Genomic DNA, 18,099 nt, shown 5'->3' with positions numbered 1-18,099 from the left:
CGGCGGATCTGCCACCCCCGGGCGCAGCTGGCCCCTCGGCGGAGCCGGCGCACCCGGCGGGGCGGGCGCCACCAACGAAGTCGGCACCCTGGCAGGGCCGGCACCCCGCGAAGTTGGCCCCCGGCAGGGCCCGCATTCTGCGAAGCCGGCGGCCCTCGCAGAACCGTCGCTCCCGGGGAGCCGTCCGCCCCACGTACAGCCGTTTGCCCGCGAGGAGTCGTCCGCCCCTGCTCAGCGGTTCGCCCCCGCGAAGTCGTCCGCCCCCGCTCAGTCGTCCGCCGGTGCGGCGCCGGTCCAGCGTATGAGTGCGCTGCGCAGTGCTGCGGCACGCTCGGCGGGTGCCGTGGAGTCGGTGGCCCAGGCGATATAGCCGTCGGGGCGTATCAGCAGGGCAGTACGGCGGCCGCTGTCCCAGGTGGCCGGGATGACGCGGTCGTCGTCCGGGCGGAGGCCTGTGGGCTCGTCGGTCGGGGTGACGAGGACGAACTTCCCTTGCCGCAGGAGCTCGTAGAGTCGGCCGCCGCCGGCCAGGCGGAGGTCGGGGGCGCGGTGGCCGGCGAGCCGGTGGGCGGCGCTGTGCCGTTACGTCCTGCACCTTCCGCCGGCCGTCGACCTCAGCCATGACGAGCTCATCGCCTGGCTGGCGCCCACTATCCAGCGCTACCTCACGGCCGAGCAGCCATAAGGCGGTTGGTTGTCGGGCCGGTAGTCGTTGGGCGGGCGGTCGTTGGGCGGGGGAGGGTGGTTGCTCAGTCCCCGGACCGCGATCGCGGCACCCGTCCGGCCACACGGGCCAGATGCCGTTCGAAGACCTGCCGCGCCTCCGGGGTCAGCGTGCGGAGCGCCACCATCGCCGTGAGGATCACATCGCACAGCTCGCTGTGCACGTCGTCCCAGGTGTGGCTGTGCCCCTTGCGCGGGTTCTGGCCGGTGGCGCCGATCACCGCCTGTGCGACCTCGCCCGCCTCCTCGGAGAGCTTCAGGATGCGCAGCAGCCGCTCCTGCTCAGGCGGCAGCGCGCTCTCACCGTCGAGCCAGCGCACCAGATGGTCGACGGTCTCCCAGACGGCTGACGGGGCGTCGGCCGGAGGTGCGTACGAGGCATCGACCGGAGGCGCGTACGGGCCGTCGGCGAGAGGCGCGTACGGGGCGTCGGCGGGAGGGGCGGACGATGCGTCGGCCGACGGAGGCGTATCGGACATGGCCCGATTGTGCCCGTGTCCGGCGGCGTACGCGCCTAGGGTGGACCAACCCCCGTATTGCTGCTGGCTGGTGGGAAAGGGCACGCCGCAGATGGCCGAGCACCGCACGTCCCGCGACCCGCTCCCCGAGGCGCTGGTCGATTTCTACGGCCTGGTGCCGCTGCCGCGTGAGGGCGGACGGTTCCGGCGTACGTGGGCGGGTCCGCCCCGCCCCGACGGGCGGCCTGAGGGTACGGCGATCGTGATGCTGCTGACCGCAGAGCCCGGCGACTACTCCGCCCTGCACCGGCTGCCGACCGACGAGATCTGGCACTTCTATCAAGGCGATCCGCTCACCCTGTTCCTGCTGACCGAAGGACCTGAAGAAGACGGGCGACCCCAGGGAGCCGAGGGTTACGAGGGTTCCGAGGCGAGCACCTTGGATGGGGGCGCGGCCCGTACGGTCGTCCTCGGGCCGGACGTCCTGGGTGGGCAGCACGTCCAGTTCACCGTGCCGGCCGGTACGTGGATGGCCGCCGAGGTCGCCGAGGGTGGCTCCTGGACACTGTTCGGCTGCACGATGGCGCCGGGTTTCACCTTCGAGGACTACGAACATGGGGACGCCGCCGAACTGGCCGCGCGGTTTCCCCGGGAGGCAGCGAGGATCGCCGCGCTGAGCCGGCCATGACAGGGGGGCGAACCCCTCTAGGCCTGAACGGCGGTGGAGCAGTGGCTAGTCCCGGGCAGGAGGCACCACCGGGCGGATCCGGCCATGCCGACCACGCCGATCACACCAGCCGGACCAGCTGGACCAGCCGGACCAGCCGGACCAGCCAGCCCCGCCAGGCTGGCCAGACCAGCCAAGCCGGCCAGACCAGCCAAGCTGGCTCGACCGGCTCGACCGGCTCGACCGGCGCGGACAGCTGGAACGGCTCGAACGGCTCGAACACCGCGGGCAGCGCGGACGGCCGTGACGGCCGAGCCGGCCCGGCCGATGAGGGAACACAGGAACTGGGCATGGCAGTCGGTCAGCGAGGTACCCCCTCCAGCCCCCATCACTCCCGCCACTCCCAAGGCCCCCACCCCCCACACCCGCAAGATCTCCAGCGCTCCCATCCCCACCTCCCCGATCTCTCCGGGCAAGTGGTGCTCGTGACCGGGGCCGCGGGTGGGGTCGGGCAGGGCATCGCGGTGCGGTTCGCGGAGGCCGGGGCGGCGGTGGTGGTGCATTACCGGTCGGGAGCCGAGGCGGCGCGGGCGCTGGTGGGACGGATCGAGGCGGGCGGCGGGACCGCGCTGGCGCTGGCGGCCGATCTGGCCGTCGAGGAGGACTGCCACCGGCTGGTGGGCGAGGCGGCCGGCTGGCGCGGGCGGCTGACCGCGCTGGTGAACAACGCCGGGGTGCAGCCGACGCAGGACCTGGCGGGGATGTCGCTCGCCGACTGGCGGGCGGTGGCGGACCTCAACGTGCACTCGGTGTTCGCCTGCACCCAGGCCGCGGCGGCCGTGATGCGCGAAGGTGGCGGCGGGTCGGTGACGCATATCGCGTCGATCGAGGCGGACCGTCCGGCTCCGCAGCATGCCCACTACTGCGCGTCCAAGGCGGCAGTGGTGATGCACGCGCGCGCCGCCGCGCTGGAGTACGGCCGGTACGGCATCCGCGTCAACAGCGTCTCGCCGGGCCTGATCGACCGCCCCGGGCTGGCCGAGGACTGGCCCGACGGGGTGCGGCGCTGGCACGCGGCGGCGCCCACCGGGCGGTTGGGGCGGCCGGAGGACGTGGGCGACGCCTGTGTGTTCCTCGCCTCACCGATGGCGTCGTGGATCACCGGACAGGACCTCGTGGTGGACGGCGGGGTATCGGCCCGCCCCACCTGGTGAAGCCACCCCGATCGGAGAACCAACCACCCCGATCGGAGAACCAACCACCCCCGATCGGAGGCCCCGTCCTACGCGGTGAGGCCCCTCGCCGGGAGGCCCGGCCCCGTCCTACACGATGAGGCCCCTCGCCGAGAGGCCCCGCCCCGCCCTACGTAGCGAAGCCACCGCCCCACGGAAGTGAGCCCCGCTGCCCAGCCCTCGGCCGCCCCAGCCCGAACCCGAGCCCGCCAGGCCCCCAGCCCGCCAGGCCCCGACCCCGCCAAGCCCCGAGCCCACTCCCACTCTGGCTCCGACTCCGCCGAACCGTTACGGCCACACCAAGCAATAAGCCTGGTGGCCCGCCTCATGGAGGCGGTGGCTGAAGTCCTGCCACTCGTGGAGGAGCTGGTAGACGGCGAAGGCGTCGCGGGGGCCGCCGCGATCGGGGACCGTGGACCAGATGAACGCGGCCGCGCCGACCGATTCCTCGCCGATGCCGCGCAGCGGGTCGACCACGGTCATGGGCAGCTTGACGACGGCGTAGTCGGGGTGGAGAACGACGAGTTCGAGCGGCGGAACCTTATGGAGGGGTATGCCCTCTATGCCGGTGAGGACCATGGCGGCCATGGTCTCCGGCTTGATCTTGGTGAACATTCCGCCCATGCCGAGCTCGTCACCGCCGAGTTCCTCAGGGCGCATGGAGATCGGGACCCGGGCCGCCGTCGCGCCGTTGGGCGCGCCGAAGTATTTGTAGGTCACCCCCATGCGGCCGCCCCTGATGTCCCCACCCTTGATGCCTTCGGTCTCGCGCCGGTGACGGCCGCGCTGGGCGCGCCCGGAACCCCGGTCATCGGTTCCTTCGCCCAGTTCGCCACCGCGATGCATATCTCCACCCGACCACTCGCAGCCCCAGCCGCGCAACCCGATCATCGTCTCAGAGACCTCCCCCGTCACCGGCGCGCGAAACGCCCGGCCGCACGCCCCCGTGCGCCTCTGAGACCATTGCTTGCGTGACTCACTCGTCCGTCGCCCCAGTTTCGCAGACAAGCGGGGGCTGACGCCCGGTCGAAAGCGAGAGGAATCAAAAAAGGATCGAGCGGGAACCGCGCGGCGCCTTAGGTGGTCCAAGCGGGGATTCCCGTGCCGTTGTCAGCCGGGGCCGTGCCCGTGAGCCGCCGCCCTCCCCGTTTATGCAGGTCAGGATCACAGTGTCTTTTCCGTATGAAGCCCCTGTTTCGCAGTCGCTGTTCGAGCGTGCGTCCGTGGTGACGCCCGGCGGCGTCAATTCACCGGTGCGGGCGTTCCGCGCAGTCGGCGGTACGCCCCGGTTCATGGTGTCCGGTACCGGTCCGTACCTCACCGACGCCGACGGCCGTGAGTACGTCGACCTCGTCTGCTCATGGGGGCCGATGATCCTCGGGCACTCGCACCCCGAGGTGATCGCGGCGGTCCAGGAGGCGGTCGCCGCCGGTACGTCCTTCGGTACGCCCGGCGCGGGCGAGGTCGAGCTGGCCGAGGAGATCGTGGCCCGGATCGAGCCGGTCGAGCAGGTGCGCCTGGTGTCGTCCGGTACCGAGGCGACGATGTCGGCGATCCGTCTGGCGCGCGGGTTCACCGGCCGCCCCAAGGTGGTCAAGTTCGCCGGCTGCTACCACGGGCACGTGGACGCGCTGCTGGCCGCGGCCGGCTCGGGCGTGGCGACCTTCGGACTGCCCGACACGCCGGGCGTGACCGGTGCCCAGGCCGGCGACACGATCGTGCTGCCCTACAACGACCTGGAGGCGGTGCGGGCCGCGTTCGCCGCGCACCCGGGCGAGATCGCCTGTGTGATCACCGAGGCGTCGCCCGGCAACATGGGCGTGGTGCCGCCGCTGCCGGGCTTCAACCAGGGCCTTGCGGACCTGTGCTCGGCCAACGGTGCGCTGTACATCTCCGACGAGGTGATGACCGGCTTCCGCGTCAGCAAGGCCGGTTGGTACGGGATTGACGGGGTTCGTCCGGATCTGATGACCTTCGGCAAGGTCATGGGCGGCGGCTTCCCGGCCGCCGCGTTCGGCGGCCGCGCGGACGTCATGGCCCACCTCGCCCCGGCCGGCCCGGTCTACCAGGCGGGCACCCTGTCCGGGAACCCGATCGCCACCGCGGCCGGTGTCGCGCAGCTGCGGCTGCTGGACGACGCCGCGTACGAGAAGGTCGACGCGGTCTCCGCCGAGGTGCGCTCGCTGGTCGGCGGCGCGCTGGCCAAGGAGGGTGTGGCGCACCGTCTCCAGGTGGCGGGGAACATGTTCTCCGTCTTCTTCACCGAGCGGGACGTCACCAACTACGACGAGGCGAAGACGCAGGAGTCCTTCCGCTTCACCGCGTTCTTCCACTCGATGCTGTCCCAGGGCGTCTACCTCCCGCCGTCCGCGTTCGAGTCGTGGTTCGTCTCGACCGCACACGACACCGCGGCCGTCGAGCGGATCGCGGCCGCCCTGCCGGCCGCCGCCCGGGCCGCCGCCGAAGCGACGGAATGAGGGGGAAATGAACCAGAGCAGCAACGAGGTCTCCGCCGGCAACAACGGTGACGACATCACCGTCGTCCATCTCATGCGGCACGGCGAGGTGCACAACCCGGAGGGCGTGCTGTACGGGCGCCGGCCCGGTTACCACCTCTCCGAACTGGGGCGGAAGATGGCCGACCGGGTCGCCGAGCACCTCGCCGGCCGGGACGTCACCCATGTCGTCGCCTCCCCGCTGGAACGTGCCCAGGAGACCGCGACGCCGATCGCCGCGGCGCACGGTCTCGACCTGGCCACCGACGAGCGGCTGATCGAGGCGGCCAACGTCTTCGAGGGCAAGACCTTCGGGGTCGGCGACGGGGCGCTCAAGAAGCCCGGCAACTGGAAGTACCTGACGAACCCGTTCCGGCCGTCGTGGGGCGAGCCGTACCTCGAACAGGTCGTACGGATGATGGCGGCGCTCGGCGCGGCGCGGGACGCGGCCCGCGGTCACGAGGCGGTGGCGGTCAGCCACCAGCTGCCGATCTGGATCGTCCGGAGCTTCGCGGAGCGGCGGCGGCTGTGGCACGACCCGCGGAAGCGGCAGTGCACGCTGGCCTCGCTGACGTCGTTCACGTTCCAGGGCGACAAGATCATTTCGGTGGGGTACAGCGAACCGGCGCGCGACCTGGTTCCCTCCCACCTTCTGGCCGGCGCCAAACCGGCGAAGGGGAAGAGCAAGGCCTACGGGGCCTGACACTGCATCAGGTGGCGGAGCGTCACAAGCGCGCACCATGAAATGCCCGGGCGATCAACTCGGGCCCCCGATGCTCAACATGCCCTCGCCTCGATTGTCCGTTTATATGGATATTGAGTTCGGCGAGCACGGATGGGGACGAGGGTATGCGCGCGATCAGTCGGCGAAACCTGCTGGGCCTGGGAGTTGGGGCAGCCGCGGCGCTGGGCGTCGCCGGCTGCTCCACCCCCGGCCCGCAGGCGAGCGCCGGCAAACAGAAGGTGAAGAGCTCCGCCCAGGCCCGCCCCAAGCTCATCGGAGACGGCTCGACGGCGAATTACGGCGCGCAGCCGCACCAGCCGAAAGCACCCGAACGGATGGAGCCCGGACAGACCCCGCCGCAGTTCGTGGTCTTCTCCTGGGACGGCGCGGGAGAGGTCGGCAACGGCCTCTTCCCCCGCTTTCTCCAGCTCGCCAAGGACCACGGCGCGGCCATGACCTTCTTCCTCTCCGGCCTCTACCTCCTGCCGGAATCCCAGAAGGACCTCTACGAGCCGCCCAACAACCCGCGCGGCGCCTCCGCCATCGGCTACCTCGACGACGACCACATCAAGGACACGCTGAAGTACGTGCGCCAGGCCTGGCTGGACGGCCACGAGGTCGGCACCCATTTCAACGGCCACTTCTGCGGCGACGCCCCGACCTCGGTCAAACACTGGTCCCCCCGCCAGTGGTATTCCGAGATCGAACAGGCGATGGACTTCGTCACCACATGGCGGACCAACACCGGCTTCGCCGACGTCGACCCCCTCCCGTTCGATTACCGACAGGAATTGATCGGTGGCCGTACGCCATGCCTGCTCGGCCAGAGAAATCTGCTGCCCGCCGCCCGGAAACTCGGCTGGCGCTATGACGCCAGCGCCCCCGGCGGCGTCCAGATGTGGCCGAAGAAGAAATTCGGCCTCTGGGACTTCCCGCTCCAGCAGATTCCGTTCCCCGGGCACTCTTTCGAGGTGCTCTCGATGGACTACAACATCCTCGCCAACCAGTCCAGGAACTCCACCAGAGCCCCCTCGGCCAACTACCCCGGCTGGCGGCAGCAGGCCGCCGACGCCTACATCTCCGGATTCCGCCGCGCCTACGAGACCAACCGCGCCCCCCTCTTCATCGGCAACCACTTCGAGGAGTGGAACGGCGGCATCTACATGGACGCTGTCGAGGACGCCCTCAAACACATCGCCAACGAGCAGAACCGCGATGTCCACCTGGTGTCGTTCCGGCAGCTCACCGACTGGCTCGACGCCCAGGACCCGGAGGTGCTGTACAGACTCCAGCAGGTCCCGGTCGGCAGGCGGCCCTCCGAGGGCTGGAAGGAGTACCTCTCGGCCACCTGATCCCGTCAGCACGCGACGAGGGGGGCGCGGAAGATCCGCAAATGGCCCATGCGAAACTTTTCACATGAGTGCTGACGCCCCACGCCGCCGCACGCGCCGCCGCCGGATCATCCTGCTCGCCGCAGGGGCCGCGGCCGCTTCGCTGTCGCTGAGCGCCTGCGGAGACGGCGCCTCCGGAGGCTCGGCCCAGACCCGCTTCGTCCAGGGCAAGGACGGCGTCGACACCGTCAAGAAGGCCGACCGGCAGCCCGCCCCCGACCTGTCCGGCGAGACCACCACCGGCAAGCAGCTCGACGTCGCCGACTACAAGGGCAAGGTCGTCATCCTCAACGTCTGGGGATCGTGGTGCGGCCCCTGCATCGCCGAGGCGCCGAACTTCGCCAAGGTCGCCAAGGAGACCAAGGACAAGGGCGTCCAGTTCATCGGGATCAACACCCGCGACTCCGAGAAGTCCCAGGCCACCAGCTTCGAGGAAGAGCACAAGGTGCCCTACCCGAGCCTGTTCGACCCCACCGGCCGGCTGATGCTGCGCTTCCCCAAGGGCAGCCTCAACCCGCAGTCCATCCCCTCGACGATCGCCATCGACCGGCACGGCAAGATCGCCGCCCGCTCGATCGGGCCGCTCACCGAGGACGAACTGCGCAGCATGGTCAAGCCGCTGATCGCCGAGAAGTGATCCAGTCAGAGATGGAACTCACCCAGCTCGCCGTCGTCGCCGACCCCACCGTCTCCTCCGGCACCCTCTTCGCCGCCGTCCCCATCGCACTCCTCGCCGGCCTCGTCTCCTTCTTCTCCCCCTGCGTCCTGCCGCTGGTCCCCGGCTACATGTCGTACGTGACCGGCGTCACCGGCACCGACCTCGGCGAGGCCCGCCGCGGCCGGATGCTCGCCGGAGCCGGCCTCTTCATCCTCGGCTTCACCGCCGTCTTCGTCTCCGGCGGCGCCCTCTTCGGCTTCTTCGGCAAGACCCTGCTCGCCTACAAGGACGTCATCTCCCGCGTCCTCGGCGCCCTGCTGATCCTCTTCGGACTGGCCTTCGCCGGCGTCCTGCAACGCTTCGGGCAGCGCGAATTCCGCTTCCACAAGAAGCCCGCCATGGGCCTGGCCGGCGCGCCGGTGCTCGGCGTCCTCTTCGGCGTCGGCTGGACCCCCTGCCTCGGCCCCACCTTCGCCGCCGTCCAGACCCTCTCCTTCTACGACGCCAGCGCCGGCCGCGGCGCCCTCCTCACCGTCGCCTACTGCTTCGGCCTCGGCGTACCGTTCATCGCCGTCGCCCTCGCCTTCCGCCGCGTCCTCGGCGCCTTCGGCTGGGTCAAGCGGCACTACCAGTGGGTGATGCGGATCGGCGGCGGCATGATGGTCGCCCTCGGCGTCCTCCTCGTCACCGGCATCTGGGACAGCCTGATGTCCGAGCTCCAGAGCTGGGCACAAAGCTCCACCGTTGGGATCTGATCGATGTCCACCAAGACCGACACCCCCCGCGACTCCGGCACCCCCGGCGCCGACGAAGCGGGCAGCGACCTCGGCGCGGCCGGCTCCCAGCTCTCCACCGCGCCCCGGGAAGACGTCACCGTGCCCTCGCTCGGCCCGGTCGGCTGGGCGCGCTGGTTCTGGCGGCAGCTGACCTCCATGCGGGTCGCGCTGCTGCTGCTCTTCCTGCTGTCGATCGGCGCCATCCCCGGCTCGCTGATCCCGCAGACCAGCATCGACCCCGTCAAGGTCGACCAGTTCAAGGCCGACCACCCCGCCCTCGGCGACGTCTACGACACGCTGGGGATGTTCCACGTCTACAGCTCGGTGTGGTTCTCCGCCATCTACCTGCTGCTGTTCATCTCCCTGATCGGCTGCATCGTCCCGCGCAGCTGGCAGTTCGTCGGCCAGCTCCGCGGCCGCCCGCCGGCCGCCCCCCGCCGCCTGACCCGGCTGCCCGCCTACACCACCTGGCACACCGACGCCGCCCCCGACGACGTGCTCGCCGCCGCCGAGCGGATGCTGAAGAAGCGCCGGTTCCGCGCCCACCGCGCCGGCACCGCGGTCGCCGCCGAGAAGGGCTATCTGCGCGAGGTCGGCAACCTCGTCTTCCACGTCGCGCTGATCGTGATGCTCGTCGCGTTCGCCGTCGGCAGCCTGTGGAAGTCCGAAGGCGGCAAGCTGATCACCGAGGGCGACGGCTTTGCCAACAGCCTCACCCAGTACGACGACTTCAAGTCCGGCGCCTTCTTCGACACCGACACCATGGAGCCGTTCGGCTTCACCCTCGACAAGTTCGACGCGACCTACGAACGCTCCGGGCCGCAGAAGGGCACCCCGCGGGTCTTCCGCGCCCACATCCGGTACTTCTCCGGAGCCGACGGCCAGGAACACAAGACCACCATCGAGGTGAACACCCCCCTCGACATCGCCGGCGACAAGGTCTACCTGCTCTCCCACGGCTACTCGCCCGACGTCACCGTCAAGGACGGCCGCGGCAAGACCGTCTACAACGGCGCCGTCCCCTTCCTCCCCCAGGACCCGAAGAACTTCACCTCCACCGGAGTCGTCAAGGTCCCCGGCGCCCGCACCAAGGACGACAAGCCCAACCAGCTCGGCTTCCAGGGCTTCTTCGTCCCCACCTTCGGCGGCAAGGGCTCCGGCTCGATGTTCTCCACGTTCCCCGCGCTCGACAACCCGCGGCTGGTGCTCACCGCCTACCACGGCGACCTGGGCGTCGCCTCCGGGCTGCCGCAGAACGTCTACCAGCTCGACAAGAAGAACCTGAAGCAGTACCAGGTCAAGGGCCGCGCGGTCGCCCAGATGATGAAGCCCGGCGAGACCATGAAGCTGCCGGGCGGCGACGGCAGCATCACCTTCAACGGCGTCAAGACCTGGGCCAGCTTCAAGATCAGCCACCAGCCCGGCAACGGCCTCGCCCTCACCGGCGCGGTCGCCGCCCTGCTCGGCCTGGCCGGCTCCCTCTTCATCCAGCGGCGCCGCGTCTGGGTCCGCGCCGAACGCACCGGGGAGAACGGCGTCACCGTCGTCGAGATGGCCGGACTCGGCCGCAGCGAGTCCGCCCGCCTCCCCGAGGAACTCGGCGACCTCGCCGCGGCACTGGAGCCCGACGCCCCGCTCGCCCCGCACCCCGGCCCGGACGCCGACCCGGAACCGGACCCCACCCCGGACCCCGACCCGGACTCCGGGACCGCCCCCGCCACCCCCTCGAAAGACCCCGCGGAGCCCACCGACTCTGACGGTCCTGCTGACCCCTCCGAAGGAGCGCGCGCGTGAACCTCGCCGCCGCAGCCAACGAGACACTGGCGCACAACAGCAATGTCCTGGTCTATTCGGCCATGGCGATCTACACCCTCGCCTTCGTCGCGCACATGGCCGAGTGGGTGTTCGGCAGCCGCAGCAAGGTCGGCCGCACCGCCGCCGCCCTCACCTCGACCACCACCCCGGCGGCCGCCCCCGTCACCGCCGAGCGCCAGGGCGGCGGCACCGCCGTACTGGAACGGCCCAAGGTCGTCACCAAGTCGGCGACCGGCAGCCGCGACGTCCCCGACGGCCCCGGCGCCCACGGCGGCACCGAGAAGGGCGACCTCTACGGACGCATCGCCATCTCGCTGACCGTCCTCGCCTGGGCGCTCCACGTCGGCGGCGTCGTCACCCGCGCCCTGTCCGTACAGCGTGCCCCCTGGGGCAACATGTACGAGTTCTCCACCACCTTCGCCGCCGTCGCCACCGGCATCTACCTGCTGCTGCTCGTCCTCAAGAAGGACGTCCGGTGGATCGGCCTGCCCCTGGTCACCACCGTCCTGCTCGACCTCGGCCTCGCCGTCTCCGTGCTCTACACCGCCAGCGACCAGCTCGTCCCCGCGCTGCACTCCTACTGGCTGTGGATCCACGTCAGCTGCGCGATCCTCTCCGGCGCCGTCCTCTACCTCGGCGCCGTCGCCACCCTGCTCTTCCTCTTCCGCGACCGCTACGAGGCCAAGCTCGCCGACCCCGCCGGCAAGCAGCCCGGCGCCTTCGCCGCCTCCGTCCTGGAGCGGTTGCCCTCCGCCGCCTCCCTGGACAAGTTCGCCTACCGCGTCAACGCCACCGTCTTCCCCCTGTGGACGTTCACCATCATCGCGGGCGCCATCTGGGCCGAGGCCGCCTGGGGCCGCTACTGGGGCTGGGACCCCAAGGAGGTCTGGTCCTTCATCACCTGGGTCGCCTACGCCGGCTACCTGCACGCCCGCGCCACCGCCGGCTGGAAGGGCCGCAAGGCCGCCTGGCTCGGCCTGATCGCCTTCGCCTGCTACCTCTTCAACTACTACGGCGTGAACATCTTCGTCACCGGCCTGCACTCCTACGCCGGCGTCTGAACCACCCGGACCACCACGCGGTGCCGTACGGAAAGCCCCCGGGCGAACCCGTACGGCACCGTTCGTCCTTCCCGTGCGGGAAGCGGCCCGGCGTCGTTCCTACGGCCCCTCGGCCCGGCCCGTGCGCGCCGTGAGCCGTGCCCTCACCGCCGCCTGCGCCGCCCCCGCTCCTGCCGCGGCGGCACCTGCCCCGCCCCCGGCAGCGTCGGCTTCGGCAGATGCGCCACCTCCCACTGCGCCTCCGCCAGCTGCTCCGCGGTGTCGTCCGGCAGCCGCGGCGGCCGGCGGGCCGCATGCCGGAAACCGAACGCCGACGTCAGATCGCCGAACGCCGCCCGCCGCCAGTCACTGATGTTCGGCTCCTCCACACCCGTCCACCGCTCCAGGAACTGCAGCACCGACGTGTGGTCGAACGGATCACCGGCCGCCCAGCCGCCCACCGTCCACGGCGACATGATCAGACACGGCACCCGGAACCCACCGCCGATCGGCAGCCCCCGGACGAACTCGTCCTTCGTCCCCGGCGGCGGCACCGGCGGCGGCACATGGTCGAAGAGCCCGTCGTTCTCGTCGTAGTTGAGGATGAAGACCGTCTTCGCCCACACCCGCGGATTCGACGCGATCGCCTCCAGCTTCTGCGCCACGTAATCCGCGCCCGCCGCCGGCAGATAGTCCGGGTGCTCCGACTGGTGACTCGTCGGGATCAGCCACGACACCGCCGGCAGCCGGTCATTGCGGGCGTCGTCCTCGAACGTGCCCGCCGGCTGAGGCCGCACCCCCCGCTCGTAGAGCGGATCACCCGGCTGGGAGTCCCGGAACGTCTGGAACTGCTCCAGCAGGTTGCAGCCGTAGTCGTCCTCCTCCTGGTACACCTTCCAGCTGATCCCCGCCGCCTCCAGCCGCTCCGCGTACGTCGTCCAGCGGTACGGCTTCGGCGCGGTGTTGTTCAGCACCGGCCCGCCCCGCGTGCCGCCCGGGTCCAGGGTGCCGGTCATCCAGTACAGCCGGTTCGGCCAGGTCGGCCCGAAGACCGAGCAGAAGTAGTTGTCGCACAGCGTGAACGCCTCGGCCAGCGCGAACTGGAACGGGATGTCCTCCCGCGTGTGATAGCCCATCACATACGGACCGTTGACCCCGTCCGCCTTCCGGTGCGCCGGCAGCCAGCGGTCCATCTTGCCGCCGTTCCACGCCTCGTGCTGCACCGACCAGGCATGACTCGTGGAGGGAATGGCCTGGGCGCTGGACGTGTGGGTGTTGAGCCGGAACGGCAGCAGATAGCCGTCCGGGTTCTCCGCGTCCGGCTGGTGGAAGACGTCACGGCCGTCCGGGAGCGTCAGCGCGTCCGGGTCGGCGAAACCGCGGACGCCGCGCAGCGTGCCGAAGTAGTGGTCGAAGGACCGATTTTCCTGCATGAGCATGACGACGTGCTCGACGTCGTGCAGCGAACCGTGACGTGCCGGTCCGGCGGCGACGGCCTTTTGAACGCTGGGCGGCAACAGAGTCAGCGCGGCGGCGCCACCGACCGCGCCGGCCGCGGAGCCGAGGAGTCTGCGTCGGGTCATGTCGGGCATATGTGCCACTCTCCCTGAGTCGCGTGAGCCCTCAGTGGGCCGACATGACTGTGGCGGCGGGGGAGTTTCCCGGGCAGGGGGAGGCATCTGAACAGAGCATCAATTGGCCATGAAATGCCGTGAGTTGGCCAAACCGAGCTACGTCTCGTACGCCACACGAAGCAGTCCCCCACGGACCGCGCGGTGGCCGGAATTACGCGTTTACCGGGCCGCGTCAGGACACGCGGCCGAGCCCCGGAGTTCCCTCGGGTGCAGGGTACGGACGCTCCTCGGGCAGCAGCCCGGCCGCCCCCGCCACGTCCCCCGCCGCCACCCGCGCCCGCACCTCACGCGCCAGCCCGGTCACGTCCGTGATCCCCACCGTCCACTCGTCCGCGTACCGCCGCGACGCCTCCCCGGCCAACCCCAGCTGCAACGAACGGTACGGCAGCGCCCGCAACCACAGATCCCGCTCCGGATCCCACTGCACCCGCGCCGGCGACTCCCTCAACTGCCGCCGCCACGCATCCCGGTCCCCGTGCTCATCGGCGTCGTAATGCGACAGACAGGCCTGCCGCAACGCCCAGTCGAAGCCCGCCCGGTCGATCTCGACCGCCAGCACCGTCTCCTGCCCGGCCTTGGACGCCCAGCCGCAGCGGTACATCATCCACAGGAACGACGGCTTGATCCACGTCATCCGCTCCCGCTTCCACGCCACCGGGAACCGACCGTCCCGCGCCGCCGGAACGCCCAGCTCCGGTGCGTACGCCTGATAGACCGTGACGGTCCGTTCGGTGTAACGGGCCCGGATACGGCGGAGGGGCTCGGGGCTGACGGGGGCGGTGCTGCCGTGCTCAGCGCCGATGGGGGCGGTGCTGCCGTGCTCAGCGCTGACGGGGACGGTGCCGAGGTGCTCGGTGTCGTGCGGGACGGTGCTCATGAGCGGCCATCCTGGCCGACGACGATCAGGCCGGGCCACCGAATTGACGTGCCACCGAATTGACGCGCCACCGAACGGCCGCGCCGCGAGCGGGGCCGGCCTCCCGGCCCGGCGGACGGTCAGTCCTTGGCCGACGGCGGAGTGTCCTCGCTGGAGCCGTTGCCGCCCTCCGACGCCTCACCGCTCTTCCGCCGCAACTCCTCCTCACGACGCCGCAGGTCCGCCTCCCAGTCCTTCAGCAGTGACTCGTCCTTCTTGTTCTCCTCCTTGAGAGAACGCAGGAACTCCGGATTGTCGTCCGGCGCCACCCACTTCGCCGTGCTGTGGCTGCGGTGCCACTCCGAAGGCGTACTGCCGCCCCCGCCCGCCACCACGTGCCGGTGCTTGCCCGCCACCAGCCACGCGATCGGACCGATCAGCACCTCACCGAAGAGCAGGATGACGATCACCCAGACCACCTTCGGCAGCCCGCGCACCTGCGACTCAGGGGTGTTGAGGCAGTCGATGAACGCGTAGATCCACAGTGCCAGCACCAGAAGGAACGGCAGATACCTGAGCATTGCGGAACGAGCCCCCTGCAGACGGCGGCGGGCCCACGCCAGGGCCCGGTGACCCGCCCAGGGTAGTGCGTACCCGATACTGGAACGCATGGCTTACGACGATCTCCGCTCGTTCCTGCGCGCTCTTGAGCGGGAAGGCGACCTCAAGCGCATCAAGGCCGAGGTCGACCCGTATCTCGAAATCGGCGAGATCGTGGACCGGGTGCAGAAGGCCGGCGGCCCCGCGCTGCTCTTCGAGAACGTCAAGGGCTCGGCGATGCCCCTCGCCATGAACGTCTACGGCACCGACCGCCGCCTCCTCAAGGCCCTCGGCCTCAAGACGTACGAGGACATCAGCGCCAAGATCGGCGGCCTGCTCAAGCCCGAACTCCCGCAGGGGTTCGTGGGGGTCCGCGAGGCGTTCGGCAAGCTCGCCGGCATGACGCACGTCCCGCCCAAGAAGGTCAAGGGCGAGAGCGCCCCCGTCCAGGAGGTCGTGCTCACCGGCGACGACGTCGACCTGGACAAGCTTCCCGCCCTCTTCACCTGGCCCAAGGACGGCGGCTCGTTCTTCAACCTCGGCCTCACGCACACCAAGCACCCCGAAACCGGCGTCCGCAACCTCGGCCTCTACCGCCTCCAGCGCCACGACAAGCGCACCATCGGGATGCACTGGCAGATCCACAAGGACAGCCGCAACCACTACCAGGTGGCCGCCAAGCGTGGCGAGCGACTGCCGGTCGCCATCGCCTTCGGCTGCCCGCCGGCCGTCACCTACGCCTCCACCGCCCCGCTCCCCGGCGACATCGACGAATACCTCTTCGCCGGCTTCCTCCAGGGCAAGCGGATCGAGATGGTCGACTGCAAGACCGTCCCGCTCCAGGTCCCGGCCAACGCCGAGGTCGTCATCGAGGGCTGGCTGGAGCCCGGCGAGATGCTCCCGGAGGGCCCCTTCGGCGACCACACCGGCTTCTACACGCCGCAGGAGCCGTTCCCCGCGCTGACCATCGACTGCGTGACGATGCGCAAGCGCCCGCTGCTCCAGTCCATCGTCGTCGGCCGCCCGCCGACCGAGGACGGCCCCCTCGGCCGGGCGACGGAACGCTTCTTCCTGCCCCTCCTCAAGATCATCGTCCCGGACATCGTGGACTACCACCTCCCCGAGTCCGGCGGCTTCCACAACTGCGCGATCGTCTCGATCGACAAGAAGTACCCCAAACACGCACAAAAGGTGATGCACGCCATCTGGGGCGCGCACATGATGTCCCTCACCAAACTCATCGTCGTCGTCGACGCCGACTGCGACGTCCACAACCTCCACGAGGTCTCCTGGCGCGCCCTCGGCAACACCGACTACGCCCGCGACCTGACCGTCGTCGAAGGCCCCGTCGACCACCTCGACCACGCCTCCTACCAGCAGTTCTGGGGCGGCAAGGCAGGCATCGACGCGACGAAGAAGTGGCCCGAGGAGGGCTACACCCGCGACGGCGGCTGGCCCGACATGGTCGAGTCCGACCCCCGCACGGCGGCCCTCGTCGACCGCCGCTGGAAGGAGTACGGCCTCTGATGACCAGCGCCTCCGCCGCCCTCCCACAGCCCGGGCGCACCAAGGCCTTCCTGCGCCTCGTCATGATCGAGCACTCGGTCTTCGCGCTCCCCTTCGCCTACATCGCCTCCCTGACCGCGATGTACCAGCGCGACAAGCGCATCGACTGGCTCCTGCTGCTCCTCGTCACCATCTGCATGGTCGGCCTGCGCACCTTCGCGATGGCCGCCAACCGGATCATCGACCGCGAGATCGACGCCCGTAACCCCCGCACCGCCCACCGCGAACTCGTCACCGGCGCGGTCTCCGTGAAGTCCGCCTGGACCGGCGCTCTGATCGCCCTCGCCGTCTTCCTCGGCGCGGCGGCCCTGCTCAACCCCCTCTGCCTGGCCCTCGCCCCGGTCGCCGTGGTGCCGATGGTGGTCTACCCGTACGGCAAGCGCTTCACCAACTTCCCCCAGGCCATCCTCGGCCTCGCCCAGGCCATGGGCCCGATCGGCGCCTGGATCGCCATCACCGGCGCCTGGTCCTGGGACGCCGTTATCCTCGGCCTCGCGGTCGGCATCTGGATCGGCGGCTTCGACCTGATCTACGCCTGCCAGGACGTCGACACCGACCGCGAGATCGGCGTCCGCTCGGTCCCGGCCCGCTTCGGCATCCCCGCCGCGATCTGGGGCGCCCGCGGCTGCCACCTCGTCACCACGGCGCTCTTCGCCTGGTACGCCCTGGCCACCGGCGCCGGCCCGTTCTTCTGGCTCGGCCTGCTGATCGTGGCAGCGGCCTTCCTCTACGAGCACACCATCGTCCGGCCGCACGACCTCACCCGCCTCAACCGCGCCTTCTTCCAGGTCAACGGCTTCATCGGCATCGCACTGTTCGTATGTGCGCTGCTGGACCTGGTGGTGCGGGGGCTGTCTGTTTGAGGTCGGCCGGGCTGGCGGGGTGGTTGGGCTGGCGGATGGTAGGGCTGGAGAAGCGGTAGGGCGGGCGGACGGTAGGGCTGGAGGGGCGGGGGCTGAGGTCGGTCTGAGGGGGCTGGGGCGGCTGGGCTGCTGCTGCTTCTTTTTGGGGCTTGTGTACCTCTGGGGCCGCGCACTCCTGGGCCGCGCACTCCTGGGCCGGGCGCTTCTGTGCCGTGCGCCGCTGCGGTCTGTGCGCCTGCACTGTGGGCACTCCTGTGCGCCTGCACTGAGGGCACTGTGTCGTGGGCGGCTGCGTCGGGGGCTCCTGTCTTGTGTGCCCTGTGTCGTGGATTCCTTGGTTGTGGGCTCCTTTGCCTGTGCTTCTGGGCCGTGTGTGCCTCCTTCTTTTCCGGCAACGATTACGGAGCGTGATTTGTTCCGGAGGGTGATGAGGCTTTTACAGCAGGTGGTTGTTAGTGGTCGCTAGTGGTTCCTAGTGGTTCCTTGCTGGTGATTCCTAGCGGTTGCTAGGGCCCGTATCGAGTCGTGATCAATCTGCGTGATGTGCCTTCGTGGCGCGGTCTGGTCCGGTAGACCTTCGTACGTGACGCGAGTGCAACTG

General features: G+C 70.2%; 17 protein-coding genes and 2 pseudogenes. 12 read left to right on the top strand and 7 right to left on the bottom strand.

The features are described 5' to 3' along the window. Positions 1-267: 267 nt before the first annotated feature. Positions 268-570 (bottom strand): annotated as a pseudogene (locus AB0G35_RS32500) (FAD-dependent oxidoreductase); the annotation flags it as partial. A gap of 1 nt (position 571) precedes the next feature. Here AB0G35_RS32500 and AB0G35_RS32495 point away from each other — a divergent pair. Next, positions 572-685: pseudogene (locus tag AB0G35_RS32495) on the top strand (TetR/AcrR family transcriptional regulator); the annotation flags it as partial. A 64-nt stretch (positions 686-749) separates the two neighbouring features. Here the strand turns inward: AB0G35_RS32495 and AB0G35_RS32490 are convergent. Next, complete coding sequence (locus AB0G35_RS32490) at positions 750-1,046, bottom strand: MazG-like family protein (RefSeq protein WP_360956960.1); 297 nt, start codon at positions 1,044-1,046, stop codon at positions 750-752. Positions 1,047-1,293: 247 nt separating this feature from the next. Between AB0G35_RS32490 and AB0G35_RS32485 the strand changes: the two genes are divergently transcribed. Beyond that, the gene (locus tag AB0G35_RS32485; RefSeq protein WP_360956957.1) at positions 1,294-1,869 is read left to right on the top strand and encodes a cupin domain-containing protein; all 576 of its coding nucleotides are present in this window, start codon (positions 1,294-1,296) and stop codon (positions 1,867-1,869) included. Between the two features lie 100 nt (positions 1,870-1,969). Here AB0G35_RS32485 and AB0G35_RS32480 read toward each other — a convergent pair whose 3' ends face one another. After that, on the bottom strand, positions 1,970-2,131 hold the full coding sequence (locus tag AB0G35_RS32480; protein WP_360956884.1) for a hypothetical protein: 162 nt from the start codon (positions 2,129-2,131) through the stop codon (positions 1,970-1,972). Positions 2,132-2,333: 202 nt separating this feature from the next. Here AB0G35_RS32480 and AB0G35_RS32475 point away from each other — a divergent pair, with 202 nt between their 5' ends. After that, a complete protein-coding gene (locus AB0G35_RS32475; protein ID WP_360956882.1) occupies positions 2,334-3,062 on the top strand; it encodes an SDR family oxidoreductase in 729 nt (242 codons plus the stop codon). A 306-nt stretch (positions 3,063-3,368) separates the two neighbouring features. Here the strand turns inward: AB0G35_RS32475 and AB0G35_RS32470 are convergent, their stop codons facing one another. Continuing rightward, positions 3,369-3,926 carry a hypothetical protein gene (locus AB0G35_RS32470; RefSeq protein WP_078866473.1) on the bottom strand — a complete coding sequence of 186 codons (558 nt, stop codon included), beginning with the start codon at positions 3,924-3,926 and terminating at the stop codon, positions 3,369-3,371. 323 nt (positions 3,927-4,249) lie between these two features. Here AB0G35_RS32470 and hemL point away from each other — a divergent pair, with 323 nt between their 5' ends. The 7 genes from hemL to ccsB all read left to right on the top strand — a co-directional run bounded on the left by hemL (position 4,250) and on the right by ccsB (position 12,000). Next, entirely contained in the window at positions 4,250-5,557 is a 1,308-nt protein-coding gene (hemL, locus tag AB0G35_RS32465) for a glutamate-1-semialdehyde 2,1-aminomutase (RefSeq protein ID WP_360956878.1), read from the top strand. A 7-nt stretch (positions 5,558-5,564) separates the two neighbouring features. Beyond that, positions 5,565-6,278, top strand: coding sequence for a histidine phosphatase family protein (locus tag AB0G35_RS32460; RefSeq protein ID WP_360956875.1), 714 nt, complete (start codon positions 5,565-5,567; stop codon positions 6,276-6,278). A 146-nt stretch (positions 6,279-6,424) separates the two neighbouring features. After that, positions 6,425-7,651, top strand: a complete 1,227-nt coding sequence (locus AB0G35_RS32455) for a hypothetical protein (protein ID WP_360956873.1) — start codon at positions 6,425-6,427, stop codon at positions 7,649-7,651. A gap of 64 nt (positions 7,652-7,715) precedes the next feature. Beyond that, complete coding sequence (locus AB0G35_RS32450; RefSeq protein WP_360956871.1) at positions 7,716-8,327, top strand: TlpA disulfide reductase family protein; 612 nt, start codon at positions 7,716-7,718, stop codon at positions 8,325-8,327. 11 nt (positions 8,328-8,338) lie between these two features. After that, the gene (locus tag AB0G35_RS32445) at positions 8,339-9,103 is read left to right on the top strand and encodes a cytochrome c biogenesis protein CcdA (RefSeq protein WP_360956869.1); all 765 of its coding nucleotides are present in this window, start codon (positions 8,339-8,341) and stop codon (positions 9,101-9,103) included. 3 nt (positions 9,104-9,106) lie between these two features. Continuing rightward, positions 9,107-10,918, top strand: coding sequence for a cytochrome c biogenesis protein ResB (locus AB0G35_RS32440; RefSeq protein WP_360956867.1), 1,812 nt, complete (start codon positions 9,107-9,109; stop codon positions 10,916-10,918). Then, positions 10,915-12,000, top strand: a complete 1,086-nt coding sequence (gene ccsB, locus AB0G35_RS32435) for a c-type cytochrome biogenesis protein CcsB (protein ID WP_360956865.1) — start codon at positions 10,915-10,917, stop codon at positions 11,998-12,000. The genes AB0G35_RS32440 and ccsB overlap by 4 nt, the downstream gene beginning before the upstream one ends. A gap of 143 nt (positions 12,001-12,143) precedes the next feature. On the opposite strand, the gene AB0G35_RS32430 is transcribed toward ccsB, so the two are convergent. The 3 genes from AB0G35_RS32430 to AB0G35_RS32420 all read right to left on the bottom strand — a co-directional run bounded on the left by AB0G35_RS32430 (position 12,144) and on the right by AB0G35_RS32420 (position 15,050). Next, the gene (locus tag AB0G35_RS32430; protein ID WP_360956863.1) at positions 12,144-13,571 is read right to left on the bottom strand and encodes an alkaline phosphatase family protein; all 1,428 of its coding nucleotides are present in this window, start codon (positions 13,569-13,571) and stop codon (positions 12,144-12,146) included. Positions 13,572-13,785: 214 nt separating this feature from the next. Continuing rightward, positions 13,786-14,490, bottom strand: coding sequence for a DUF4291 domain-containing protein (locus tag AB0G35_RS32425; RefSeq protein WP_360956861.1), 705 nt, complete (start codon positions 14,488-14,490; stop codon positions 13,786-13,788). A gap of 119 nt (positions 14,491-14,609) precedes the next feature. Beyond that, positions 14,610-15,050, bottom strand: coding sequence for a PLD nuclease N-terminal domain-containing protein (locus AB0G35_RS32420; RefSeq protein ID WP_360956859.1), 441 nt, complete (start codon positions 15,048-15,050; stop codon positions 14,610-14,612). An 88-nt stretch (positions 15,051-15,138) separates the two neighbouring features. On the opposite strand from AB0G35_RS32420, the gene AB0G35_RS32415 reads away from it, so the two are divergent. Together AB0G35_RS32415 and mqnP are read left to right on the top strand one after the other, a co-directional pair. Further along, the gene (locus AB0G35_RS32415; protein ID WP_360956857.1) at positions 15,139-16,596 is read left to right on the top strand and encodes a menaquinone biosynthesis decarboxylase; all 1,458 of its coding nucleotides are present in this window, start codon (positions 15,139-15,141) and stop codon (positions 16,594-16,596) included. Beyond that, entirely contained in the window at positions 16,596-17,498 is a 903-nt protein-coding gene (gene mqnP, locus AB0G35_RS32410; RefSeq protein ID WP_360956855.1) for a menaquinone biosynthesis prenyltransferase MqnP, read from the top strand. Before AB0G35_RS32415 ends, mqnP begins: the two co-directional genes overlap by 1 nt. The last annotated feature ends 601 nt before the right edge of the window (positions 17,499-18,099 follow it).

The organism is Streptomyces sp. NPDC021749 (assembly GCF_040640655.1).
GTDB lineage: Bacteria > Actinomycetota > Actinomycetes > Streptomycetales > Streptomycetaceae > Streptomyces.
This window is presented reverse-complemented; position numbering and strand designations above follow the sequence as displayed.